22 protein-coding genes are annotated in these 23,578 nt (G+C 47.0%); 15 read left to right on the top strand and 7 right to left on the bottom strand.

The features are described 5' to 3' along the window. Positions 1–53: 53 nt before the first annotated feature. Positions 54–1,670 carry a GMC family oxidoreductase gene (locus HPY31_RS18680; RefSeq protein ID WP_172141940.1) on the top strand — a complete coding sequence of 539 codons (1,617 nt, stop codon included), beginning with the start codon at positions 54–56 and terminating at the stop codon, positions 1,668–1,670. A 185-nt stretch (positions 1,671–1,855) separates the two neighbouring features. Here HPY31_RS18680 and HPY31_RS18675 read toward each other — a convergent pair whose 3' ends face one another. Together HPY31_RS18675 and HPY31_RS18670 are read right to left on the bottom strand one after the other, a co-directional pair. Further along, positions 1,856–2,287: a DUF1259 domain-containing protein gene (locus HPY31_RS18675; RefSeq protein ID WP_172141939.1), complete on the bottom strand. Its 432-nt coding sequence runs from the start codon at positions 2,285–2,287 to the stop codon at positions 1,856–1,858. Positions 2,288–2,338: 51 nt separating this feature from the next. Next, complete coding sequence (locus HPY31_RS18670) at positions 2,339–2,764, bottom strand: DUF1259 domain-containing protein (RefSeq protein WP_172141938.1); 426 nt, start codon at positions 2,762–2,764, stop codon at positions 2,339–2,341. Positions 2,765–3,175: 411 nt separating this feature from the next. Between HPY31_RS18670 and imm47 the strand changes: the two genes are divergently transcribed. The 8 genes from imm47 to HPY31_RS18630 all read left to right on the top strand — a co-directional run bounded on the left by imm47 (position 3,176) and on the right by HPY31_RS18630 (position 7,914). Continuing rightward, positions 3,176–3,970 (top strand): Imm47 family immunity protein, encoded by a 795-nt coding sequence (imm47, locus tag HPY31_RS18665; protein WP_172141937.1) that lies wholly within the window; start codon positions 3,176–3,178, stop codon positions 3,968–3,970. A gap of 53 nt (positions 3,971–4,023) precedes the next feature. After that, complete coding sequence (locus HPY31_RS18660) at positions 4,024–4,440, top strand: hypothetical protein (RefSeq protein WP_172141936.1); 417 nt, start codon at positions 4,024–4,026, stop codon at positions 4,438–4,440. 85 nt (positions 4,441–4,525) lie between these two features. Further along, entirely contained in the window at positions 4,526–4,690 is a 165-nt protein-coding gene (locus tag HPY31_RS18655; RefSeq protein WP_172141935.1) for a hypothetical protein, read from the top strand. An 18-nt stretch (positions 4,691–4,708) separates the two neighbouring features. Continuing rightward, positions 4,709–5,410, top strand: a complete 702-nt coding sequence (locus tag HPY31_RS18650; RefSeq protein WP_172141934.1) for an Imm3 family immunity protein — start codon at positions 4,709–4,711, stop codon at positions 5,408–5,410. After that, a complete protein-coding gene (locus HPY31_RS18645) occupies positions 5,407–5,778 on the top strand; it encodes a hypothetical protein (protein ID WP_172141933.1) in 372 nt (123 codons plus the stop codon). The genes HPY31_RS18650 and HPY31_RS18645 overlap by 4 nt, the downstream gene beginning before the upstream one ends. A 71-nt stretch (positions 5,779–5,849) precedes the next feature. Next, a complete protein-coding gene (locus tag HPY31_RS18640) occupies positions 5,850–6,302 on the top strand; it encodes a Dps family protein (protein ID WP_172141932.1) in 453 nt (150 codons plus the stop codon). 191 nt (positions 6,303–6,493) lie between these two features. Beyond that, positions 6,494–7,432 carry a type I pantothenate kinase gene (coaA, locus tag HPY31_RS18635; protein ID WP_231850569.1) on the top strand — a complete coding sequence of 313 codons (939 nt, stop codon included), beginning with the start codon at positions 6,494–6,496 and terminating at the stop codon, positions 7,430–7,432. A gap of 29 nt (positions 7,433–7,461) precedes the next feature. Continuing rightward, entirely contained in the window at positions 7,462–7,914 is a 453-nt protein-coding gene (locus tag HPY31_RS18630) for a 2-thiouracil desulfurase family protein (RefSeq protein ID WP_172141931.1), read from the top strand. Between the two features lie 32 nt (positions 7,915–7,946). Here the strand turns inward: HPY31_RS18630 and HPY31_RS18625 are convergent, their stop codons facing one another. Both HPY31_RS18625 and HPY31_RS18620 read right to left on the bottom strand, forming a co-directional pair. Next, positions 7,947–9,470, bottom strand: a complete 1,524-nt coding sequence (locus HPY31_RS18625) for a glycine betaine uptake BCCT transporter (RefSeq protein ID WP_172141930.1) — start codon at positions 9,468–9,470, stop codon at positions 7,947–7,949. 92 nt (positions 9,471–9,562) lie between these two features. Beyond that, positions 9,563–10,435 carry a LysR family transcriptional regulator gene (locus tag HPY31_RS18620; protein WP_087344571.1) on the bottom strand — a complete coding sequence of 291 codons (873 nt, stop codon included), beginning with the start codon at positions 10,433–10,435 and terminating at the stop codon, positions 9,563–9,565. Between the two features lie 156 nt (positions 10,436–10,591). Between HPY31_RS18620 and HPY31_RS18615 the strand changes: the two genes are divergently transcribed. Beyond that, the gene (locus HPY31_RS18615; protein ID WP_371811739.1) at positions 10,592–11,884 is read left to right on the top strand and encodes an NCS2 family permease; all 1,293 of its coding nucleotides are present in this window, start codon (positions 10,592–10,594) and stop codon (positions 11,882–11,884) included. A gap of 113 nt (positions 11,885–11,997) precedes the next feature. Further along, positions 11,998–12,387: a VOC family protein gene (locus tag HPY31_RS18610; protein ID WP_172141929.1), complete on the top strand. Its 390-nt coding sequence runs from the start codon at positions 11,998–12,000 to the stop codon at positions 12,385–12,387. Between the two features lie 82 nt (positions 12,388–12,469). Here the strand turns inward: HPY31_RS18610 and HPY31_RS18605 are convergent, their stop codons facing one another. Together HPY31_RS18605 and HPY31_RS18600 are read right to left on the bottom strand one after the other, a co-directional pair. After that, positions 12,470–13,540 carry a hypothetical protein gene (locus HPY31_RS18605; protein WP_172141928.1) on the bottom strand — a complete coding sequence of 357 codons (1,071 nt, stop codon included), beginning with the start codon at positions 13,538–13,540 and terminating at the stop codon, positions 12,470–12,472. 161 nt (positions 13,541–13,701) lie between these two features. Beyond that, positions 13,702–14,658, bottom strand: coding sequence for a GntR family transcriptional regulator (locus HPY31_RS18600; RefSeq protein WP_172141927.1), 957 nt, complete (start codon positions 14,656–14,658; stop codon positions 13,702–13,704). Positions 14,659–14,797: 139 nt separating this feature from the next. Between HPY31_RS18600 and HPY31_RS18595 the strand changes: the two genes are divergently transcribed. From HPY31_RS18595 to HPY31_RS18580, 4 genes are all read left to right on the top strand, one after another. Next, positions 14,798–15,325: an HPP family protein gene (locus tag HPY31_RS18595; RefSeq protein WP_172141926.1), complete on the top strand. Its 528-nt coding sequence runs from the start codon at positions 14,798–14,800 to the stop codon at positions 15,323–15,325. Positions 15,326–15,471: 146 nt separating this feature from the next. Then, positions 15,472–16,080 carry a Crp/Fnr family transcriptional regulator gene (locus HPY31_RS18590; RefSeq protein WP_172141925.1) on the top strand — a complete coding sequence of 203 codons (609 nt, stop codon included), beginning with the start codon at positions 15,472–15,474 and terminating at the stop codon, positions 16,078–16,080. A 69-nt stretch (positions 16,081–16,149) separates the two neighbouring features. Beyond that, on the top strand, positions 16,150–16,833 hold the full coding sequence (locus HPY31_RS18585) for a queuosine precursor transporter (protein WP_016741826.1): 684 nt from the start codon (positions 16,150–16,152) through the stop codon (positions 16,831–16,833). Between the two features lie 171 nt (positions 16,834–17,004). Further along, positions 17,005–22,494 (top strand): chitobiase/beta-hexosaminidase C-terminal domain-containing protein, encoded by a 5,490-nt coding sequence (locus tag HPY31_RS18580; protein WP_172141924.1) that lies wholly within the window; start codon positions 17,005–17,007, stop codon positions 22,492–22,494. A gap of 59 nt (positions 22,495–22,553) precedes the next feature. On the opposite strand, the gene trpS is transcribed toward HPY31_RS18580, so the two are convergent. After that, positions 22,554–23,540, bottom strand: a complete 987-nt coding sequence (gene trpS, locus HPY31_RS18575) for a tryptophan--tRNA ligase (protein ID WP_172141923.1) — start codon at positions 23,538–23,540, stop codon at positions 22,554–22,556. Positions 23,541–23,578 lie beyond the last annotated feature (38 nt).

The raw sequence follows: 23,578 nt of genomic DNA, 5'->3' as shown, positions 1-23,578 counted from the left end.
GTGTCTTTCGAGTTCATGGGATGATCCAAACTGTACATGTAGGGGAGTAGCGAATGAGCGGAAGCAAACAGAAAGATGGGAAAATCACTTTTGATTACATTGTTGTAGGCACCGGTCCAGCAGGCTCTGTTATTGCAAAGAAACTAACGGACGATAAAAAAACATCCGTTCTCGTACTGGAAGCAGGAGAAAATAATGATAGGGACACGCCAATCAGCGACTCAACGTTTGCTTTAGAGCTGGAGGAGATGTATCTTCCTCAATATTTTTGGCAAGGAGAAGGAGTACCTCAGGAAAAAGTAAATGAACGAAGTTTTGAATGGACGACGGGTCGATTATTGGGTGGAGGCTCTTCTATTAACACACAGCAGTATGTAAGACCTACGTCAGCAGTTTTTCAGCAATGGGAGAAGCTGCTGGGACCCCTTTGGTCCCCAAAGAATGCAACTCGCACTTTCCGAAAAATGGAGAATTACAATGGAAAGACAAATAATAAAGAGGTTCGTGGCTATAAGGGATTGATCGACATTCGGCAAGCACCTGAAAATCCAACACCCATGTCCAAAAAATTAGTGTCAGCCATCGAGAAAGCAACAGGATTTCGAAAAATTCTCGATTACAATGACCCGAAAACTCCCCTGGGACCCTTTACGCGTTGGCAATTATTTCAGCAACCCAATGGACAGCGAGAAAGTGCTTCCACCGCTTTTCTATCATCAGATATCATGACTACTGCTGGTCAAGGAGTCAATGGTCGAAAGCTGCAAGTTTTCTTTAAATCAACAGTTCTTCGGGTATTATTTAAGAATAAGCGAGCAATTGGCGTAGAATTTCTCAAAGAGGGTAAACGCGTGCGAGCCTACTCTCGAAAAAAAGTAATCATCTCAGCAGGCATCCATAGTTCTCAGCTTTTAATGCTTTCTGGAATCGGTCCCGCCAAAATGCTTAAGGACGAAGGAATCCCAGTTGTTTTCGCCAATCCCCATGTAGGCAAAGGCCTTAGAAACCACACGCTCAACTTTGCTGAGTTTAGTGCCAATCCGAAAGATAATCCATTGCCTGAGGATGATCCAAATGCACTTTTTACAGGTGGGGCCTTTTTGCCAGATCCCACTCCAGGCTCAAACAAAACTCGTCGGGCAGTCCAACTGATTGGAATCGGCTCAAAAGGGAAACTGACGATCGCTATCCTTTTCCTAAAACCAAAAAGCCGCGGTTCCATAAAAATACAAAGCAATGATCCGTTGAAAATCGTGCTGGCTGATGAAGGATATCTCCATAATCCCGCAGATCTTGAAGCAGTTAAAAACTGCTATAAGGTATATATCAAGAAGATAGCCACACAATTAGCTGCGATCGATCGATCATACCGGCTTATTTCGCCGACTCTTGACATCATCAATAATAATCGCAAGCTTGAAGAGTTCATCAAAAATAATTTTGACCATAATCATCACGAACAAGGTGCGCTTCGCATGGCGCCTCTCAGCAAGGGCGGAGTGGTGGATAGCTATGGTCAAGTCCACGGAGTAAAGGACTTAATTGTTGCTGATGATTCGATTATTCCATTCACGGTGGATGGCAACACGTCTGCACCAGCCTATCTGATTGGAAATACAATTGCACAGCAGCTCGTGAAACAAAACGCGCGAGATAATAAGAAAAGGTGAAAGTAGTAACGAAAATGGCAATATCCCGTGAATCCGCAATTGTACGGAGATTCAGGGGATACTATTCATAGATTGCCGTTGTAGGAAATCTCAGGTTTTGGGTTTGAAGCTACAGCGGCAGTCTAGGACTTGTGAACTGCACCACGTCTTAAGCTGCCGCTGTTTTCTATTATCAATACCAATGATTACCCCAAAAACGCAATAGAACGCTTCACTTTTCTTGCGAATGCAATGGGATTGTCAATCGACTCCCAATGAATATACATAAGACGCGGGTTGTCAAAGAGCCAGTGATTATGGACCGCTGTTACCTTTATCCCGTTTTTGCGAAGGTTTGATAGCAAACGATTTACTTGATTTTGGAAGAGAGCCGTTTCCCCTAAACATAGTGCACGTCCTGAACTGTTCAAGGATTCAAATGAGAACAATTGATAGCGGACCAACGGGGATGTTGTTTTTCTGCCTAATATGGATGCATTGAATTTTCTATTTCTGGAGACGAAACAAACAGGACCTCTTGTAATTTCATGCTCAGTTCCACCTAAAATAGAAGAGAACCGGTTACATAGTCTTCTAAACTGAGGACTTGCCTTTGCTTTTGCCTTTACTTTGCCCATATTCGTCATCCTTTCGATTATGATGAAATGAAAACCTCATAGCTCCATCATTTAACCCAGGAATGCGATGGACTCTTTGGTTTTCCTGGCGAATACGATAGGATTCTCTATCGCTTCCCAATGCATATACATTAAGCGCGGATTTTCATTTAGCCAGTGGTTATGAAGTGCTGTCACTTTAATCCCGCGTTTGCGGAGATTCGACATCAAGCGGTTCACTTGATTTTGGTGAACGGCAGTCTCTCCCAAACAAAGGGCACGACCCGACTTATCAAGAGATTCAAACGAAAACATTTGAGCTCGAACTAAAGGGGAAAGCGTACGTCTTCCCAAGATGGTTTCTCGAAGATTTGTAAGCCGCATGACAAAACAAACCGGCCCACTATCAATTTCCGACTCGCCCCCTAATATTTTTCCAAATCGGGTACAGAGCCTTTTGAATTGTGGGCTAACCTTCGCTTTCGCTTTATTCGCCATAGTAATCCTCCTTTTGTCAATCTCGAATTAGCTTATGATTGACAGTAAAAAGGGAAATGAGTAATTTGTGGTTTTTTTACATGGAAAAGACACAGATTTCATTCTAGGTCCTAGTTGTTTTCCCTAAGCACACTTTTGACGATTTAGTCGTAGAGTGGTTTATAGGATAAATATCATGATGATGCAGTGAAGAACGAGGGATGGAAAAAGGCTCAGTTATAGATGAACTCGGTGACTTTGTATGGAAATAACCCGTCCTGGAAAAAAGGTGCAGTCCTAGATGGAGCGCTTCTCTATAAAACACGATTTGTAGATGCAAAAGGGGTTGAGGAGTGGATAGTGCAGAATGATATCCACACAGCAACGTACATCAAAAAGCCACGATAATGGACTGAGGACGGTGAATAGGGAATGGAACAATTCACCAGCATTTCAAACAACATTTGGTTTGGGCAACCATCATCCTCTAGCCCATCTACTATAAAAGAAAACCTGTTACGTGCAACCACAGAGCACGAAGCCTTATTTCATCTGATTGAACTATTCAAATTGGGAGATTTCACGCAAAAACGACTACTTATTCAGCTCATGAATTACACGAATGACGAGGCTCTATTAAACCTTTGTATTAGAGTGTTTTGTTCCATTTCAACACACGAAGATTTGCAGGATCCCAATCATCTTCTTTTTCTTGGAGAAGGAAACAAAGCGGCAGTGGATACCTTTGCGGCTGAGGCTATTACGACACTTTCCCTTGAAGTCATTCCATATTTGATGGCCTTGCTGGAAGAGTGGGACACCATTTGTGACACTTCGGTAATGATCAGAGATTCGATTGACTGCTTTATCAATTTCAAAGAACACCTGGGTGATAATGCGACAGTAGATGAGATTGGCGAGTATTACATAGATTTCATGGAAGATTGCGATGCGGGGAAGTATTACTATTTACAGAATTTGGCCTTTCCTGGGGATCTGACAAAGATACTCATGCAAAGGGTATTTATTGCCGCCAATCATGAACAACAGCTCGGAATGGAACTTATTCCATCTTTATTGTCGACTTGGTCAGGTGAAAAAGTACCTGGGGACTACCACACCGTAATCACGGCTGATAATTATAGAGATTATGTAAGCTATGTGAAAGGTCTTGCAAACAGAAAATGGGAGAAGGGTCAAAAGTATTTTTACGGTCATCTACTGTAAGTGTATTTGGAAGACATGAGAAAAAACTTGAATATTGAATGAAGGTGATCAGCATGTACAAAGAATTAGATGTTTTCATAACAGGCTGCCAAAATACCGTTGATTATTGGTATGACGATGGCTGCATAATAGCGTCTGACATGCTAGCAAAGTTTAGCCAAAAGGATTGGGAAGACCTGTCCAGTCATGTGCTGATGAAGCCGTTAGAATGGCAGCGAAAACTCGCGTACTGTCTGGACAGTTCTTGTAACGAGCATGAACTGAACATTCTACTATCGTTGCTGGATACGGATGATGAGGAGCTTTTCGTTATCTGTGTAGATACGTTGAGAAGCTATACGACTCTAGAAGCGAAACAAATGATACGTGACAATCCTGCCATGCTCGTTCGCGTAAATGAATTGCTTCCCAGAGCTGGCGTTGCGACTAGGGGAGTATTAGAGGATTTCCTTGTGAAAATGCATGGCTAGTTAGCTTCATTTATTGAGCTACTAAATTACGGAGAGCTGTCTCAATGGTTGTGGATGCAACCGTGAGTCATGAAGCAAATCGTGTATGATGGCTTTTCTTTTCCATATGAGTGCTGCAAGTGAAGGGAAGCGAAATCGAATGGTTTTACATGTAGTAAAAAAGATAGAGTCAGGAGATGGAACGGAATATTTGGAAGAGTATCTTCCCCTCGTTCGTTATAAATACGTGGAACAAAGCTTGAAAGTTTAGAGCAAGGGGGAAAGTAAAATGGAACAAAGCTTGGAGTGGGAATACCAAGAGCTTTTTGATGAAATTAATAAAGATTATTTAGCGTACAGAGCAAGGAACATGAGTCTGTCCGAATGCCTCGCTAGAACATGGGATGTATACGAAAATGTGGAAAACATGGGGGAAATGGAGAAGATCGTTGTTAATGTCGCTTTCGGTGAACTATCTCTATTGCCAGCAAAGATTTTCGTTAACCTCAAAAAGCACACTGTAGAAGCATTAAATCAGTTGAATATGTTCGAACTGCAACAGGTGTTAACAACCGAGCAATTGACAGATCTGATGAGGCGTAGGGACCATGTTTTGCAAAATATAGAACACAAACCTGTCGATGCTCATCCGCTAGTTAGATGGTACTATTCTGAAATGAAGGACGAGGTAATTAAATTTCTGAATGTATTCACGCAAGAAACAAGCCATGACGGTGATATCATTATTTTTGCTGCACAAGAAAGATTTCAAAGGGACTGCAAAAATACACGTGGAGAAAATATGAATGTCCAAACAACTATAGCTGAGTTTTTAATCAGTAAAAACATAACGAATTATGAACGGTTTCATTTACTTAAAAGTGAGATACAACAGTTTCAACCTGATCAATTAAATGAGCAACTTTCGCTAGATGAAAAAGCAGAGTTAACCCTGCGGATTAAAAAAGTACGTAACATGTATGAAAAATGATTAATCACGACTGGAATCAGCGGTTCATCGGAGGCGTTTTCATCAATAAACGGCGAATATTGAAAAGCATAAATATCATCTTTACAAGAGAAGGCGTCATTTTTGATGATGTTTGTATGATTGCGACATACAGGACGTACGCTCTGGATGATCCTGAGCGATGTGCGATCGACCAAGTTGTCCTGAGCATGGAATTCCCCGGCTATCCCGAAGAAACAGCTTGTATAACCTATGACGAATACTTGCAGGTTATTGAATGTGGCTTGCAAGATGTTATGGACAGATACGAGGATTCAGAGCGGGAAGAAATTTTACAGACGCTAGAAAAAGCAAGAAATGAGCTGGGTAGAAAGAATGAACTGATATGAAAAGAATAGAAACGCTCAATTCACCACATACTACAAACGCTATCCTATATCATGAGAGGTGGAGCGTCCGGATGAGTATGACAATGAGTCGGCCCGTGACCGACGTACTTAATAAACAGGTGGCCAACTGGTCTGTGTTGTATATGAAGCTGCATCATTATCACTGGTATGTCAAAGGCCCAAATTTTTTTACCCTACATGAAAAATTTGAGGAGCTATATAACGAGGCAGCGAAAAATGTAGATGAGCTGGCGGAGCGGCTGTTAACGGTTGGGGGCAAGCCTGTTTCGACGTTGAAGGCCTGTATGGAGCAGGCATCCATTAAGGAAGCGACAGGTGGAGAGTCTGCGGATCAGATGGTAGAGGCAGTCGTAAGCGATTTTACACTGCTGATCAAAGAGCTTAAAGAAGGGATTACAGCCGCAGAAGCAGGGGACGATGAAGCGACTGGCGATATGTTCTTAGGGATCATGGACAGCTTGCAAAAGCATGTGTGGATGCTGCAAGCCCACTTGGGAAAATAACGAGAAATTCTTTGCAAGCAAAGCTGATACCATGGGGTATCGGCTTTTTTCTTATGTACTCAGGAAGGCAAAGTGCAGAGCTGGTCTGATTTGGGACAACCCCCTTGTTCCCAAGAGAGACATGCTGGTGTAAACTAACTTTGTGTTGATTTAAAGAAAGCACTTTCATGATGGAAAGGATGTACATTCCCATGGCATCACCCTATGTTACATTTAATCGCGAGCAGTGGAGTGCTCTGCGGGCTTCCACGCCGTTGACCATATCTGATAACGAGCTTTCCCTTTTGCAGGGCTTGAACGAGAAAATGTCTATGACCGAAGTCTCCGACATTTACCTTCCTTTATCCCGTCTGCTGAATTTGTATGTCGGGGGCACGCAGGAGCTGTACCAGGCGACCCACACTTTTTTAGGGAACCAGGATGGTAAGGTTCCATTCATTATCGGTATCGCAGGCAGTGTGGCTGTGGGCAAAAGTACAACGGCTCGCATTTTGCAGACGCTGTTATCCCGCTGGCCGAATCATCCGAAGGTCGATTTGGTAACGACCGATGGATTCCTGTATCCGAACAAGGTTCTAGAAGACAGAGGAATCATGAAGCGCAAGGGATTTCCGGAGAGTTATGACTTGCGCCGCTTTATCAACTTTTTATCCGATGTAAAATCGGGTTTGCCTGAAGTGAAAGCGCCAGTTTATTCCCATCTTGTATATGACATCGTGCCAGACGAATGGCAGACCGTCAGACAGCCTGACATTTTGATTGTCGAAGGCTTGAATGTGCTGCAACCGCCTAGAGGCGACGAAAACGATGCCCGTATTTCCGAGGTCATTGTTTCCGATTTCTTTGACTTCACGATTTACGTGCATGCGGAAGAGAAGCACATCCTGCAATGGTATGTAGAGCGATTCAAGCTACTGCGTCAGACTGCGTTCTCCGATCCATCCTCGTATTTCAAGCGTTACGCGAGTTTGTCTGATGAGGAGGCGACTGAGGTAGCCACCGGGATTTGGACGGAGATCAATGGAGCCAACCTGCGCCAAAACATTTTACCGACGCGTGTTCGCGCGCAATTGATTTTGGATAAAGGGCAGAATCATATGGTGCAAAGCGTGAAGCTGCGAAAGCTGTAGATAGATAAAAAGGGGGGGAGACGGTTGTCATGAAAGTGATTAGTGCCTGTTTGATCGGCTGTGAATGCCGTTACGATCAGAAGTCATGCTTGGACCAGGAGCTGGAGCAATTGCTCCGGGAAGGAAAGGCCATTCCCGTCTGTCCTGAACAGCTGGGAGGTTTGCCAACACCACGACCACCAGCAGAAATCATCGGGGGAACTGGAGAAGATGTTCTGGATGGCAAAGCACGCATCATAGACGATACGGGCCGAGACGTCACCGAGGGATTTTTGATGGGGGCGAACCAAGCGCTAAAGCTGGCGAAAACGGTTGGAGCCACATCCGCCATCTTAAAAGAAAACAGCCCGTCCTGTGGAAGCTCCTTCGTTTACGATGGCAGCTTTTCCGGGAAAAAAGTGCCGGGTGTCGGGCTGACGGCGGCGCTGTTTCGCAGAAACGGGATTGAGGTAACATCTGAGAGGAAAGCAACCAATGAATAACAAGGGGGGACGCGATGGACAGCGTCCCCTTTTTACAACTCCTTCAACAACCGCTCCAGCTTCTTCTGCTGATCCTTCCGTTTCTTTTTCGCAATCCGGTCTTCTTCCTGTAGTGCCATGACAAGGGAAAAGCACATCAGGACCATGATGACGGTAAAGGGCAGCGCTGCCACAATGGAGGCTGTCTGTAGTCCTTCTAAGCCGCCGCTTAACAATAGAACGATCGCGATTGCGGATTGGAGGACGCCCCAGGTGATTTTTACTCGATTTGACGGGTCCAGGTTGCCATCAGATGACAGCATGCCGAGCACGAAAATAGCTGAATCCGCTGACGTGATAAAAAACGTGATGATCAACAGAATCGCAACGACAGCGAGAATGTATCCCATAGGCAACTGCTCCAGTGCGAGGAACAACGCAGTCGAGATGTCACTTTGTACCGCCGCTCCTATAGGGGCTTGATCAAAAATTTCGAGATGAAGTGCAGTCCCGCCAAACACCGAAAACCAAATAAAGCTCAACAAACTCGGAACGAGCATCACGCAAATGACGAATTCCTTAATCGTGCGACCTTTGGAGACGCGTGCGATAAACATGCCGACGAACGGCGCCCAGGCAATCCACCACGACCAGTAAAACAGCGTCCAGTTGGCTACCCATGTCCCTTGTGTAAAAGGGGTCAGCCGCAAGCTCATCGAGATGAGGTTGTTCAAATAACTACCCAGCGTGCTGGTGAAGGCGTCAAAAATAAACGAGGTTGGTCCCAATACGAGCGTTAGCAGGAGGAGCAACAAGGCGAATACCAGATTCGTATTGCTCAAATACTTGATCCCCCGATCCAGTCCGGTCGTAGCGGAGAGCAAAAATAGCACTGTAATCAAGGAAATAATGACGATTTGCACGGTGGTGCTGGACGGCAGTCCAAAGAGGTGAGACAAGCCTCCGTTTATTTGCAGAGTTCCGAGGCCAAGTGAGGTTGCGACACCGAATGCCGTGGCGATGACAGCCAAAATATCGATCCCTTTTCCGAGCGGTCCGTGGATGCGTTCACCGAGCAGCGGGCCAAAGGTGGAGGAAATCAAGCCCTTCGCCCCTTTGCGAAATTGAAAATACGCGAGCGAGAGCGCGATGAGAGCGTAGATCCCCCAAGGATGCAGGCCCCAGTGAAAAAACGCATAGCGCAGAGCAGTTTGTGCGGCTTCGGTCGTTTGTCCAGTCACACCTGCTGGCGGAGCGAAGTAATGAGAGACGGGCTCAGCCACTCCCCAAAAGACAAGACCGATCCCCATCCCAGCAGAAAACAACATAGCAAACCAGGTAGGGAGCGAATATTCCGGCTCGTCATCGTCGCTCCCCAAAGGGATTTGTCCGTATCTGCTAAAGGCAAGGAAAATGCAAAAGATCAGAAAACCGAAAGTCACGATTAAATAAAACCAGCCAAAATTCGTCGTGGTCACTTTCAGGACTTGAGAAGCCGCAGCGGCGAAAAGCTCAGGAGAAATCGCGCCGAACAGCACAATAACAAATACAATGACCAAGGATATCAGGAAAGTCATCTTTATCCTCCCGGGAATCTACAAGAAATGGTAATAGTTATCATCCCGCGGGATTTCCAAGATTATTCCGGATGGACCGCCCTTGAATGGAATTACGATGAAAACGTCTCGATAAACCGATTCGCTGCTTTGGACAAATGGCGTCCAGACTGCCAAACGACAGCAGCAGAAGAATAAATGGAAGTTCCGGAAAGTCGAATCCCGCGAATTTGTTCGCTCTGATGCGTTTCCCACGCTGAGATGGGGACGATGGAGGAACCGACTGAGGAGGCCACCATGCTGACGATGAGAGAGATGTCCGGGCACTCGCAGATGACGTGCGGTTCCACACCTAGACGGGAGAATTCCTTGATAATCAAGTCGTAAATGCCCAATCCCGGCGTGCTCGGCATGATGAGTGGAAGCTCGGCGATTTCGCGCATTTCGATTTCTTTTCGATCGGCATAGGGGGAGGTGGCTGGAACGATGAGCACGAAATCCTCTTCCTCCAACGGAATCATGGTGCAGTTGTTTAGCGAGTGGGGAAGGCGTACGATAGCGACTTCTATGGTTCTGCGCTCCAGCCACTGATTGAGAAGCTGCGTATCGCCTTTCCAAATTTTATAGGTGATGAGTGGGTATTTTTGCTGAAATACACGAATTTGTTCTGGCAGGCGATAGGCCGACAGGGCACTGACACCGATGGAAAGTGTCCCACGAATGCCTTCGCCTGTTTCTTTTACCTCGGAGAGGGCTTCCTCCATTTGATGAACGATATTAAGCGCCTGTTTATAAAGAGTGATGCCTGCTTCTGTCAGGACCATTTGTTTTCCTGAGCGCTCAACAAGCATGGTTCCGAGCTCCTCCTCCATTTGCTTCAGCTGCTGACTCAAAGGCGGCTGGGCCATGTTCAGTCTTTTAGCCGCCCCCGTTATCTGACCTTCTTCTGCTATGGCAATAAAGTAACGCAGTTGCCGAATATCCACACACACGCCCTTCTTTCCTTACGAGAATGGTTCCATATGAAAACGATATGAAAATTAGATTTTATGGATATTTTTCATATTGATGAAGCTATGATAGCATGTTTCCTGTGAATCTTCACTTCATGGAATAGACATAAAGGAAAGAAGGGAATATCTGTGCGTACGTGGATGGAAAAGCTATTTCACTTGCGTGCTTACGACACGACGTTTCAAAGGGAACTCATCGCCGGATTTATTGGCTTTGTCACCATTGTCTACATTGTTGCCGTAAACGCTTCGATTTTAAATGATGCTGGAATACCGATGGAAGCAGGCATTCTGGCGACTGTTTTGACGGCATTTATCGGGTCACTTCTCATGGCCTTTTGGGCAAATGCTCCTATTATTCTGGTTCCCGGCATGGGGATCAACGCTCTGTTTACGTTCACATTATGCCAATCGATGGGCCTCACTTGGCAACAAGCGTTGGCTGCTGTTTTTGTTTCGGGTCTGATCTTTACTGTGATTGCCTTTACCAAGGCCGCGACGATATTGTCCAATGCGATACCCGCTTCACTAAAAGAAGCGATTACCGTAGGGATTGGGCTGTTCTTAACTTTCATCGGTCTGCAAAAAGGCGGGTTGATCGTCATGAATCCGTCTACATTTGTCGCGCTGGGTGATTTGTCCAGCCCGCATGTGATCGTCACGCTGATTACTTTGATTGTTACGTTGATTTTGTTTGTTCGAAATGTACCGGCCAACTTTCTGATCGGAATTGCGGTTGGTACAGGACTTGGCTTTTTGTTCGGGATTGTCGAACCAGGAGGGGGAGGAACGTTCTCGTTCGCGGATTACGGAAACGTATTTGCGGGTTTTTCCTTTTCAGCCATTTGGGCGTTGCCATTTTGGATCGCGACCTTCTCGTTGGCGATGGTCATCGTCTTTGAAAATATTGGCTTGATTCATGGGCATACCTCGATGCTTGGACAGCCGCAGAAGTTCAGACGTTCGCTGCAAGCAAATGCGTTGTCCGCTGCTATCTCTGGCATTTTGGGAACCAGTCCGACGGTTTCGACGGTGGAGACTGCGGCAGGAATCGCAGCGGGAGGAAGGACGGGACTGACCGCACTTGTAACAGGCACCTTGTTCCTGCTCTCACTTGGTTTGCTTCCTGTCATCAAAATGATTCCAGATGGAGCGATTGCTCCAGTGCTCATCATCATTGGCGCACTGATGCTGCAAAACGTACAGAATATCAATTTGAAGGACTTCTCGGAAGGCTTCCCTGCCTTTTTGATCATCGCAATTATTCCGTTGTCCTACAGCATTGTAGATGGAATTGCGTTTGGATTCGTAGCGTATCCACTCATGAAGCTCGCATTGGGCAAACGTCGCGAAGTGCCTGCGCTCATGTACGTCATCGCGGGATTGTTCTTGCTGAATCTCATGCTGCCGATCTTCACATAAAAGAGTAGTTTTCCCTCGACTTGAGTCGGGGGTTTTTTATGTTCTGTTCTCTAGAAAGTGGCGCAAGGTTTGTGAAATAATGGATGGAAAGTTGAAGAATAGGAGACTTTTCCATGATCCATGAGATGACGTTTCAATTGCGTACTTCTGATTTCGCCAACGGACAAGCCTGGTACCAGAGTTTTTTGCAAAGAGAGCCGGATTTTGTTCCGCACGAAGGATTTGCTGAGTGGGAAGTATTGCCTGGGTGCTGGCTGCAACTGGCAGAGGGGACGCCAGCGGAGGGTAGCGGTCCCGTGCGCTTTGCCGTGGTAGATATCGAGGCGGAAAAAGAAAGACTGATTAACGAGCTACAAATCGAACCGTTTGAAATTTTTCAACGAGAAGAAGTACCGGTCAAGTGGGGGACGTTCGCCGATCCATGGGGAAATCGTCTTGGGTTGTTTGAGTACCTGGATGCGGCTGAAAAAGAGGAGAAGCAAAAAAGACTTGCGAAGCTGTAGTCAGAAAACCTCCATAAATACAAAAAAGTCCCTTTGCCTATGAGAGAGGCAAAGGGATTGTTCGTGGAGAGATGCGGATTAATTATCGTTTTACCAGCGTAAACGCTTGTTTTACTTGATCCAGAGACATCATCAGCGGGATGAATTTCTTCCCTTCTTTGCTTGCTGGGTCAAATACGGAGTCTTGTGGCAAGCTTACGACATAAACCGTGTTGGTTGCTTGGTTACGTGTAATTTCGACACCGATTGGCGGCTCGTCCGGGTTGTTCAGTTTTTTCCAGTCATTCAGGTCAAACGCAGTGATAACGACAGCAGTTGCACGATCTTCTGCTTTGTCAGTATTGAAGATGAAGCGGGTTACGCTCTTTGCTTCTGGCAAGAATTCGTCTGCATGTGGGCCAGTTTTTTCCTCGATAAGGATATTGCCGTTCCACGACTTTGGACCTTTAAAAGCAAAGGCAGAGTCTTGGCTTTTGAAAGTATCATGATAGACTTCGAGTGGTGTTACAGCTGGTTCGAAGTTGGCACTCATCAATTCCCATTTGCTTTGGTTCCACTTCCATTTGGATTTGAGGTAGCCGCGAACATCTGCATTGTAATCACCAGTCAGACGCTCTGTACCTTCCAGTACGTAGAGACCATTTTTGTTTAGATCGATTGGTTTCAGTTCGACGAAGTCCGCTCCGACTACACCTGCTTTGTTTTTATCCAGACCTGGCAGGCTGAGCTCTTTCGCTTTTCCATCTTTAACGGTGTAGATGTGATTGGTTGTGTAGCCGCCGCTTCCGCCCGTGCTTGCAGTAACCATGATCTCGTCTTTTTTATCGTAAGTGAAATCTTGAACGGAAAGCTTCGGCTCGTAGCCGCTGTCCTTCACGTCAATGTTAAAAGATTTCTTCGTTTTGCCATCTGTTACTTTGATAGTGAGATCCTTCACGTATGGGCTGTTTTTCTCTTTTTTTCCGTACAGAACCACTGTGTCTACTGTCTTGTCACCCGTTACGTCTGATGTTATTTTCGTAATCTCTTGCAAGCCTTTTGGTGCAGCAATTGTGTTGCTTGCATCTGCTGTAATGGCATACCCACCAGTGAAAAGTGCAGAAGTAAGTACCGTCCCTGTTACGAGTTTGTTCAAGTGTTTCATGTGTTTCATGTGATGAATCTCCTCCCCAGTCTTGCTGACTGATCATGATGAAAAGTGTCGTGTGCTGTATTTTGTGCTTGTCCTTGCTATACGTTCATTATGTACGATAGGGCGGATGCATTGGTTACAGACTATCGACATAAATCCTACAAATCAGTAACAGGTAAAGGTTAAGGTGCTAGGAGGTTGCTCGCTTCTTTTAGCAGTGCCTCGCTGCTTTGCTCCAACAGCATAGGATAGAGACGTGTTTTGTCTGGAGCTATCGCGAGGAGCTGATCATATACCGCAGAGGAGGCATAGAGCAAATCAGAATCATGGATAATCTGCTGCAAGGAGCGTTCATCAGCGAATCCTGCGGTCATGTGTTGAATCTGTTCGATACCTGCCTCTTGTACGCGTCCCGCCATCCATTCCCCGCCTTTCTTTCCGAGACAAACAAACCCAACTGTACGGCCTGCCTCCAAGCGAGCGATCTCCAGCAGGGTGCTCGTCTGGGCATTTGCTCCAATGATGAGGACTGATTTGTGATAACGAGCAGCTAATTCTTTTACTTCTTCTGCATGGTTGACCGTAGTGACAATTTGGTCGGCATCTTGTAAGGCAGAGAGGACATCTGAATGGTTTTCAAGATAGGCAACCTGAATGGAGTGACCGATGATCTCTTCTATTTTCCTACGATAAAAAGGATGATCATGCTCGTGACATTCCACTAAGAGCCAGCGAGATTCTTTTTTGGACTGGGAAAGAAACAAGTGTCCGTAAGCAATGGAAGCAAGCATAAGCTCATCCAGCGAAAACGGAAGCTGCTGTGCTTCAGTCATGATGGTTTTGGCGTGATCATAAAGCGATTGCTGACGCATGCGAAAGGCAGTAATCGCAGGTTTGTCTGCGATAGAGGTACCGCGACCCTTTTGCAAATAGACGAGACCTTCATCCCGTAGCTGTGTGTATACAGCATTAATGGTGTTGCGGTTGACTTGCAGCTGATCGGCTAATTGGGCAGCAGGTGGAAGCATTTCGCCCGATTGAAGGTGGCCTAAGCCAATGAGAAGCTTCAATTGTTCTTTGATTTGCACATGGATCGGGATTGGAAAGTCCGCATTTAGCCGCACAAGTGATTGAGTCATGGATATTCGCCTCACAGTTTGGGGTTTGTATTTTATTTTACTAAATATCTAGGTAACTAGCTATTATTTATGTTTTTGTAAGATAGCTTACAGAACAAGGAAGGGTCACTTGCTACGATGTGAGCAGGAGGTGGCTCTGATGAATGGTGGATGGAGCATAAAGGATTTTGTAGCCAAAATGAAGGGGAGAAGTAGAACGCCCTTGAAAATATCTGGCTCGGTTGCGTTGATTGGGGGCCTTGGCGGATTAGTGACGATAGGGGTACTGGGCATGCTGACGGAATTAACGACTGCGGTCTGGTTGATGGCTTCATTTGGAGCAAGCTGTGTGCTTGCTTTTGTGGCCTGGGATTCGCCGTTATCTCAGCCGCGCAATATCATCGGAGGGCATTTTTTCACCAGCTTGGTTGGTGTGCTGCTCTATCAAATAGGCGGATCGCAGCTGTGGGTAGTAGCTCTAAGTGTCGGTCTTGCGATTGTCATTATGCATGTGACGAAAACGACGCATCCTCCTGCGGGTGCCAATCCGATCGTCATTGTCATGGATGGCAAGGGATGGGAGTTTTTATTGTCTCCGGTACTCATAGGTGCAGTAGTGGTTGTGCTGATAGCTCTTTTCGTTAATAACATGCATAAGAAACGTGCTTATCCTGTGTTTTGGGTATAGCAGTATCAACAAGGTAAGAGACGGCCGCCTTTTATGAGGTGGTCATTTTTTCATTTTGGAGGAAGAGGGAAAGAGCTGATTGACAAATGAATTTAAATACATAAAAGTATAGGTAACTAGGTATTTGCGATGGTGGGGGGTGCATCATGAGTGAGCAAATCGTTCTAGCCAAGAAAACGGTGTTTCAGACACCGACCGACACTCAAATGGGCATTTTCTTCATTCAAAAGGGACTCCTGCGTTTTTCTCGGCTGAACGAGGATGGAAAGTCCTTTACCGTAGGATTGTTGGGACCAGGAGCTGTTTTTGGCGAGATTGAGGAAATGGTGTTAGGGTCACGCGCTGTTTTCATTGAAGCGATGCAAAAAACGACCCTTACTCATTGGAGTGCGACTCGGATGGAAGAAATGCTGAAAGCATGTCCACCAAGCCTGAAAGAAATGATGTTGCAGTTGTCAAAACGATTGGGGGAACAAGAGGAGAGGATGGAAAAGCTGGCCTTGGAATCGGTTAGGGATCGCGTATTGCATCTGTTGGTTCAATTATGTCAGCGGTTTGGAAAAGCAGAAGAGCCGTTTTGGAAATTGACCGTAGCTCTCTCCCATCAGGAGATTGCCAACATGGTGGGGGCGACCAGAGAAACCGTTTCATTAGCATTAGCTAGTTTAGTCGATGAGGGAATAGTGTTGGTGTCCCGCATGTCAATTGCTGTGCATGCCTCGAGAATGGTTGATAAAATAAGCGAATGCAAGTAAAATGATTGAATGCCCAAAACGGGCCGCGGTTCGTAAACTCCCGCGTTATCAAAACTAGGAGGAAATCATATGTTTAATTTTTGGATCGGAGTGATTTTTGCTCTGGTTAACTTCGGGCTGTTCCTGCTCTGCTACCGATTGTTCGGCAGAATGGGACTGTACGCGTGGATCGGGATGGCTACCGTGCTAGCCAACATCCAAGTGGTCAAAACAATCGAGATGTTCGGTTTGGTCATGACGCTAGGCAATACGATCTATGCATCTATTTATTTGGTAAGCGATCTATTGAACGAGAAGTATGGAGAAAGAGAAGCGAAAAAAGCCGTGTGGTTCGGCTTCTTTACCTTAATTGCGACAACGATCATCATGCAGCTCGTGCTGGTGTTTGAACCACAACCACAGGGACCAGAGATTCAAAGATCGTTGGAAACGATTTTTGGCTTGATGCCAAGAGTGGCATTGGGGAGCTTGTGTGCGTATTTTGTCAGCCAATTTGTCGACGTGAAAATCTATACGTGGTTGAAGAAAAAATGTCCAGGCCGCAATCAGCTCTGGATTCGCAATAATGGAAGCACGCTCGTCAGTCAGATGCTTGACTCCGTTACCTTTTGTACGATTGCCTTTTTAGGAGAATTCCCGATGGACGTATGGTGGCAAATCCTATTGACTACCTACCTGATCAAGTTTGTCGTATCGGCAGCTTCGACACCGGTTCTATATATCGCACGCAGTATGAAAGTAGACGAAAGCTAATTGACAAAAACACAGAAAAACCGCCAAGGACGATGAAGCTTGGTGGTTTTTGTTTTTCCATGTTTAGAAGGATTATACAAACTTTACATCAAATTTACATAAGATTCAGGTTATACGTTTACCATCTTATAGTAGCTACTTCGGAATGATGTGAGGAGGAATGATGCAAAAATGGTGAAAAAAAGAGGAAGTGCTTCCCGATGGCCGAAGCTGGCGTTACTAGCTGCAGTCATGATGGGAACGGTTTTACCGACCGGGTGGATGCCACAGGCAAAAGCTGCACGGGCTGATCATGTGGTGATCAGTGAGGTGTATGGGGGTGGGGGAAACTCTGGTGCCCATTACAAGAATGACTTCATTGAACTGTATAACCCGACAGACAAGGCTGTTTCGCTTGTAGGGTGGTCTGTTCAGTATGCTTCTGCTACGGGTGAGAAATGGCAGGCAACTAATTTGACTGGAAGCATTGCCCCCTATGGATTTTATTTGATTCAGCAAGTAGCAGGACAAGGTGGAGGGACAGAACTCCCTTCTCCTGATGATACTGGGAAGACTGATTTGTCAGGTACTAAAGGGAAAGTCGCTCTCGTCAGCCATACAACACCTTTAACTGGGACAGATGTATCCTCCCAAGCAGGTGTTGCTGATATGGTTGGATTTGGTGATGCCAATTCATCTGAGGGCAACTCACCAGCACCCGCTCCCTCGAATACGACCAGCGTCCAACGCATTAGCGACGAGCGCGGCATTGTGCCGAACGGAGGAAATGGCTGGGATACGAATAACAACGGCAATGATTTTATCACGGGGGCACCTACTCCAAAAAACACGCAAAGCCCAGTAGAACCGCCGCTACCAACAGACGTGACCGATAAGTTGAACGCTACAGAACTTATTTTTGATCATACTGATCCTATCCAATCAACAATTCGCGGCTATGTCGGTCAGGGGCGAACTATTAAGGTTTATGCGAGTCAGCCTACAGGAACAGGTAGCGACACTCCTTTGGCCCAGCTAGATTCGGATGCGTCTGGACTGATCGAGCTGACTTTTGCCAACCCCGATCCTAATGCGCAGGGAGTCTATCTTACAGCAACGGAAGGGAGCAAGAAGGAAAGCACGAGCATCGAGCTGAGGCCAGCGGTAGCCAGCCCAGTTATGATTCAGGATAAAGTCAGCCTGCAAGCATGGAACGGTGTGGGCGAGCTGCGAGGAGTAGCAGGTGCGGCAGCAGGGAATGCGATCCTGCGTGCATACGATCCGCAAAAACAACCGCTGATGCTAAGTAACAAAGAAACAGGAACAGCACAGGCCAACGGGTCATTTTCCTTTACAATTCCAAACATCGATCAGTTGGATCATATTCTCGTAACGCAGCAAACAGCTGGGGAATATGGCAAGTCGTTTGAGAGCCCGGAAGTTAGTGTTACCAAGTCAGCCGTAGGTTCGACTACGATTGCTGAAGCAAGAAACACCCCGGTAGGCACGAATGTGATTGTCGTCGGAACGGTGACGGCGATGTTTGAAGCGGGCGGCCAAAACAACGTGTATTTCCAAGACGATACGGCAGGACTCGTACTTCGTGCGCCAGGGCTGACTGGCAAAATTGAGGTGGGAGACAAGATCCGAGCTACCGGAAAAATGAGTGATTATTATGGACTTGCTCAACTCGAAGCGCTCACCGATAACGTGGAAATAGTGCAAAAGCAAGCAGGTGTGCCTAGCCCGCAAGTTGTAACTTCTACTGATTTTGCAGCTGCTACAGGAGAGGCTTTGGAAGGCAAGCTTGTAACTGTGAAGGCGGTTACTGTCAAAACAGCATCAAGTGGCAATTACACGCTAGAGGATCAGCACGGTACGTTTGTGTCTCGACCGGATGCCTCTCTGACGCTTCCAGCGAACAAGAGCTATGCAGCTATAACAGGCGTGGTGAACTACGACCGCAATGTTTACAAGCTGGTGCCGCGCACTGTGGCTGATCTCGTCGAGGACGAGAATAAAGTCCCGATGGTCACAGCGAGCCCAGCTGGTCCTATGGTGACAAAAGGAACAAAAGTCACGCTCTCGACGACGATGGCTGACGCTACGATCTTCTATACGGTAGATGGTTCAACGCCGAGCAGAGGGAGCATCAAGTATACGGGACCGATCCAGATTGATGCGGATACGACCCTTTCAGCCATAGCTGTCAAGGATGGTTACACAGACAGCAATCTAGCGACCTTCCGCTATGTGATTCAAAAAGATAGCATTCGTATCCATGACATTCAAGGAGCCTCGCACCGTTCACCGATGGCGGATGGAACGGTGACCAATGTTCCGGGAATCGTAACGGCTATCGTTAGAAGCGGCAGCAATGTACAAGGCTTTTATATGCAAGATCCGCAACCGGACGCAGACCCCTTTACCTCTGAAGGCATTTACGTTTACGAGCCAAAAGCAACGGTCGCCCCTGGTGATGAAGTAACGGTTAGCGGCACTGTCAAGGAATACGTACCATCGAACAGGGCGGGGACAGACCTCACCCAGACGCAAATTGATGCAACCTCGTACGCAGTTGTCAAGCCAGGTCAATCACTCCCAGAACCACTCATCCTGGGCAAAGACAACTACGAATATCCGAAAGGAATTATCGACAACGACAGTCTTGGCAAATTCGATCCAGACCAAGACGGCATCGACTTCTGGGAAAGCCTCGAGGGCATGCTGGTACAAATCGACAATCCAATCGTGGTTGGCGAAACCAAGACGTTTACCAATCCACGCGCAACGGAATTTGTCGTCATCGATGATCGAGCCCATCTGAGTCAGCCGCGTACGCCAGGTGGCGGAGTCGTGCTGGAGGCCAATGATTTTCACCCTGAGCGTATTACGGTATCGGACAAACTGGAATCGATTACCGGAGAGGTAAAAGTCGGCGACAAATTTGACGGACCGCTGGTAGGCATCATTGACTACAGCTTTGCGAATTACAAGCTGTTCCATACACGGTCATTTACGGTACAGCCAAGCCATTATGAGCCGCCAGTGACAAGTATTTCGCCAAAAGAAGATAAGCTGACAATCGCTTCGTACAACATCGAGAATTTTTCGGCAAAAACCGATTCCGCCAAAATCAACCGCATCGCCGAGACGATCGTGGATAACATGAAGGCGCCGGATATTATCGGTGTGGTGGAAATGCAGGATAATAATGGACCAACGGACAATGGGCAAACAGATGCTACGCAATCTGCGGAGGCATTAATCAAAGCAATGGAAAACAAAAATGGCCCGACTTACCGATACATTGATATCGCGCCACAGAACAATCAGGATGGTGGACAGCCAGGAGGAAACATCCGTGTCGGCTTCTTCTACAACCCAGGACGGGTACAGCTGGCAGAAGGAACGCGAGGAGGTGCGACTGATGCGGTGCAAATCGAGACACGAGATGGTGTAGCGCATTTGTCACACAATCCGGGACGGGTAGATCCGACCAACGCGGCGTTTGCTTCGAGCCGTAAGCCACTGGCAGCGGAGTTCGTTTTCCAAGGCGAGCCAGTCATTGTCATTGCCAACCATTTCAACTCCAAGGGTGGAGATCAAGCGCTGTTTGGGAAAGATCAGCCGCCGCAGCTGGTCAGTGAAGTACAACGCATGAAAATTGCCCGTGTGTTAAATAGCTTTGTAAAAGAAATTCATGCAGCACAAGCAAAAGCAAATGTTGTGGTGCTGGGTGATCTCAATGATTTCCCGTTTTCAAACCCGGTGCAGGAATTGGCAGATGGCGTTTTGACCAATATGGTGGAGAAACTGCCGAAGGGTGACCAGTATACGTACGTGTACCAAGGGAACTCTCAAGTCTTGGATCAAATTTTGGTCAGCAACCATTTGGAGGATGACACGAAGGCTGACATCGTTCACATCAACGCTGGCTTGACTGAGAACGAGGGACGTGTGAGTGATCATAATCCTGTCCTTGTCCAGCTGGACTTGAAGGATCGCGGCACGCCGGAAAAAACAGCACAAGAAGTGGCGGAAAGCATTACGCAGCTCACACAGCCAGCAGCAGGTGAGACGCGCTTGAAGCTGCCAGAAGTACCTACAGGCTTTACTATCGCAATCAAGTCTTCTAGTGATCCAGCAGTCATTGCGCTGGACGGAAAAATTACACCGCCATATCGCCAGACGAATGTAGACCTTGTTTTGGAGGTCACACGAGCGTCCGATCAATCGACAGCAGAAACTACAGCATTGACCGTGCAGGTTCCAGCCAAGCCGGATTCTCCACCGCCAGTGACACCGCCGGACAGAACACCGACACCGGACTCGCAGCGGGAGTTGAACAAGCAAGCAGCTCAGGTCATCTCTGCAAGCAGCGAGGAGAAAACCATTTTAGGACAGGTGGATCAAGTACTCAGCCATCTGGAAAAACTTCTGGATGCCAAGCAATGGACGCCAACTGAGAAATGGGAGACGGTCACGGATACAATCAAGACCGTACTCGAGGCAGTAGCCGAGCAGGCCGAGCGAAGAACCATCAGTGAAGAGACACTCCAAGATGTGACGAAGAGCTTTTTGGACAAAGCATTTGACCCGCTCACTGAAGATGGCATCGAGGATGAAGAGATTGCCCGCTTGGCACTTGCCTCCTTGACGAGCTTGGCAAAAACAGCACTGGAGCCGCTCGATGAAAAGGATATTTCCAAAGAGCTAGCCAAGCATGTCCGTACACTGGCAGAAGAGCTTTTGAAAAAGCTTGGCACTGTCGTCGTAGATGATGGGGATGAGATCAAGGCAGATGATGAACAAGTAGATGAACTTCTGGAGATACTCGGGGAATTCATGAAAGCAGTCGAGTCCGTGAAAGAAAAGATCGGCTTTGCACCTGTGCTGTTCGTTCAGGTGAAAAAAGGCGATAACGATGCGAGCGATAAGGGTTCTCGCAAGGGAGAATCTGCTGATCCGACGGTGACCCTGGAACAGAAGCTCGTTGAACAATTAAAGGAAAAAGAGGTGGGCATTCGCGTAACCTTGGAGAGCGAGGCATGGGTAGAGGTACCAAGCGCATATTTTTCGGCTCAGCGTGCAAGGAAGTTTGCCCTCGCTCTGACAGAAGAAAATGGGAACGGGTGGAAAGGTGTGCCGAACCCTGGCGAAGCGTATCAATTGCAAGTGTGGAGCAACGGCAAAAAGGTGACGAGCTTCGGTAAAACAGCTTTTACACTGGGTCTGCCAGTCGCCGATGACGCCAGCTCCAAGCTCCAAGCTTTCTCATACAAGAGCAATATGTGGAGACCAGCAATTGGACTCAAGGGTAAAGCGATTCAGGTGACAAAAGAAGACGATCTAGGGATCTTTTCAGTAACGACCGCGGCCTCTTATGTCGTTGGGGAGAGTGCCTTGAAAAGGATCGAGATCGAGCCGAAATCTCTCAAGCTAGCCCAAGGGGAGGAAGCCCAGCTCAAGGTAATGGCGATTCTTGGTAATGATGCAGAAGAAGACGTTACTGAAGCGGAGGGTATCGAGTTCACATCCAGCAAGCCCGAACTGGTAGAGGTTGATGAATCTGGACGTATTCTTGTCTTGGATGATGCCAAACCAAGGACAAGAGTGACCATCACGATCAGCTACGCTGGCAAAACAGCCAAGGTAACTGTCACGGTTAAGAGCAATTAACGAAAAGAAAACGGGTTGGGAGAAAGCTTCCCAGCCCGTTTTTTTGTTGTGGAAATGGATTAGATGCGTGCCATCCCCATCGCTTTTTCAACTTTGTATAACATCTCGTTTGCGACTTTATTCGCTTTTTCTGCCCCGGCCGTCAGGATATCATCCAGCTCAGAGGAGTGGAACAGCTGCTCAAAGCGTTCTTGTATCGGACGGAGCGTTTCTACAACAACCTCTGCCAGTTCGGTTTTGAATGCGCCGTAGCCTTTGCCCTCGTACATCGTTTCAATCTCATCCAGCGTTTTTCCAGAGCAGAGGGAGTAGATGGTCATGAGGTTAGAGACAGCAGGCTTCTCTGCTTTGTCATAACGCACAACGCTGTCGGAATCCGTTTGCGCGCGCTTGATTTTTTTCGTGATGGTGTCTGCATCATCCAGCATGGAGATGAAGGCGCCTTGGTTTGGATCGGATTTGCTCATTTTCTTGGTGCCTTCAGCAATAGACATGATGCGTGCGCCAGTCTCCGGCAGGCGAACCTCTGGAATGGTGAAAATGTCGCCATAACGGTTGTTAAAACGGGCGGCTAAATCACGAGTCAGCTCCAGATGCTGCTTCTGATCCTCGCCCACAGGAACGAAATCAGTGCCGTACAGCAAAATATCAGCAGCCATCAATGGAGGATAAGCCAGCAGACCGCCTGGAATGGATTCGCCGCGTCCATCGGATTTGTCCTTGAATTGAGTCATACGCTCCAATTCACCCAGGTAAGAGGTACACAGCATGATCCAGCCGAGCTTGGCATGGGCCGGTACTTCGGATTGGACGAACAGCGTCATTTTGTTCGGATCGAGGCCAACGGACAAATAGAGAGCTGCGAGACGACGGATGTTCTCGCGCAGGACAGCAGGCTCTTGTGGAACGGTGATCGCATGCTGGTCTACGATGCAGTAAAAGCAGTTGAACTGATCTTGAAGCGGAACGAAGTGCTTCATTGCGCCCAAGTAGTTGCCGAGTGTCATAATGCCGCTCGGTTGAATGCCGGAAAAGATGGTTTTCATGGGAAGTTGCTCCTTTCAATGTTAGATATGAGTTTTTG

Origin of the sequence: Brevibacillus sp. HB1.3 (assembly GCF_013186635.1) — a bacterium.
Classification (GTDB): Bacteria; Bacillota; Bacilli; order Brevibacillales; family Brevibacillaceae; genus Brevibacillus; species Brevibacillus brevis_D.
The sequence above is the reverse complement of the archived record's forward strand: the minus strand, read 5'-3'. Positions and strand labels throughout refer to the sequence as shown.

Excerpts from the sequence above, each read along its gene's own strand:
- HPY31_RS18680 (WP_172141940.1), top strand. The coding sequence starts at position 54 with ATGAGCGGAAGCAAACAGAAAGATGGGAAAATCACTTTTGATTACATT.
- HPY31_RS18675 (WP_172141939.1), bottom strand. The coding sequence starts at position 2,287 with ATGGGCAAAGTAAAGGCAAAAGCAAAGGCAAGTCCTCAGTTTAGAAGA.
- HPY31_RS18670 (WP_172141938.1), bottom strand. The coding sequence starts at position 2,764 with ATGGCGAATAAAGCGAAAGCGAAGGTTAGCCCACAATTCAAAAGGCTC.
- imm47 (WP_172141937.1), top strand. The coding sequence starts at position 3,176 with ATGGAACAATTCACCAGCATTTCAAACAACATTTGGTTTGGGCAACCA.
- HPY31_RS18660 (WP_172141936.1), top strand. The coding sequence starts at position 4,024 with ATGTACAAAGAATTAGATGTTTTCATAACAGGCTGCCAAAATACCGTT.
- HPY31_RS18655 (WP_172141935.1), top strand. The coding sequence starts at position 4,526 with ATGATGGCTTTTCTTTTCCATATGAGTGCTGCAAGTGAAGGGAAGCGA.
- HPY31_RS18650 (WP_172141934.1), top strand. The coding sequence starts at position 4,709 with ATGGAACAAAGCTTGGAGTGGGAATACCAAGAGCTTTTTGATGAAATT.
- HPY31_RS18645 (WP_172141933.1), top strand. The coding sequence starts at position 5,407 with ATGATTAATCACGACTGGAATCAGCGGTTCATCGGAGGCGTTTTCATC.
- HPY31_RS18640 (WP_172141932.1), top strand. The coding sequence starts at position 5,850 with ATGAGTATGACAATGAGTCGGCCCGTGACCGACGTACTTAATAAACAG.
- coaA (WP_231850569.1), top strand. The coding sequence starts at position 6,494 with ATGGCATCACCCTATGTTACATTTAATCGCGAGCAGTGGAGTGCTCTG.
- HPY31_RS18630 (WP_172141931.1), top strand. The coding sequence starts at position 7,462 with ATGAAAGTGATTAGTGCCTGTTTGATCGGCTGTGAATGCCGTTACGAT.
- HPY31_RS18625 (WP_172141930.1), bottom strand. The coding sequence starts at position 9,470 with ATGACTTTCCTGATATCCTTGGTCATTGTATTTGTTATTGTGCTGTTC.
- HPY31_RS18610 (WP_172141929.1), top strand. The coding sequence starts at position 11,998 with ATGATCCATGAGATGACGTTTCAATTGCGTACTTCTGATTTCGCCAAC.
- HPY31_RS18605 (WP_172141928.1), bottom strand. The coding sequence starts at position 13,540 with ATGAAACACATGAAACACTTGAACAAACTCGTAACAGGGACGGTACTT.
- HPY31_RS18600 (WP_172141927.1), bottom strand. The coding sequence starts at position 14,658 with ATGACTCAATCACTTGTGCGGCTAAATGCGGACTTTCCAATCCCGATC.
- HPY31_RS18595 (WP_172141926.1), top strand. The coding sequence starts at position 14,798 with ATGAATGGTGGATGGAGCATAAAGGATTTTGTAGCCAAAATGAAGGGG.
- HPY31_RS18590 (WP_172141925.1), top strand. The coding sequence starts at position 15,472 with ATGAGTGAGCAAATCGTTCTAGCCAAGAAAACGGTGTTTCAGACACCG.
- HPY31_RS18585 (WP_016741826.1), top strand. The coding sequence starts at position 16,150 with ATGTTTAATTTTTGGATCGGAGTGATTTTTGCTCTGGTTAACTTCGGG.
- HPY31_RS18580 (WP_172141924.1), top strand. The coding sequence starts at position 17,005 with ATGGTGAAAAAAAGAGGAAGTGCTTCCCGATGGCCGAAGCTGGCGTTA.
- trpS (WP_172141923.1), bottom strand. The coding sequence starts at position 23,540 with ATGAAAACCATCTTTTCCGGCATTCAACCGAGCGGCATTATGACACTC.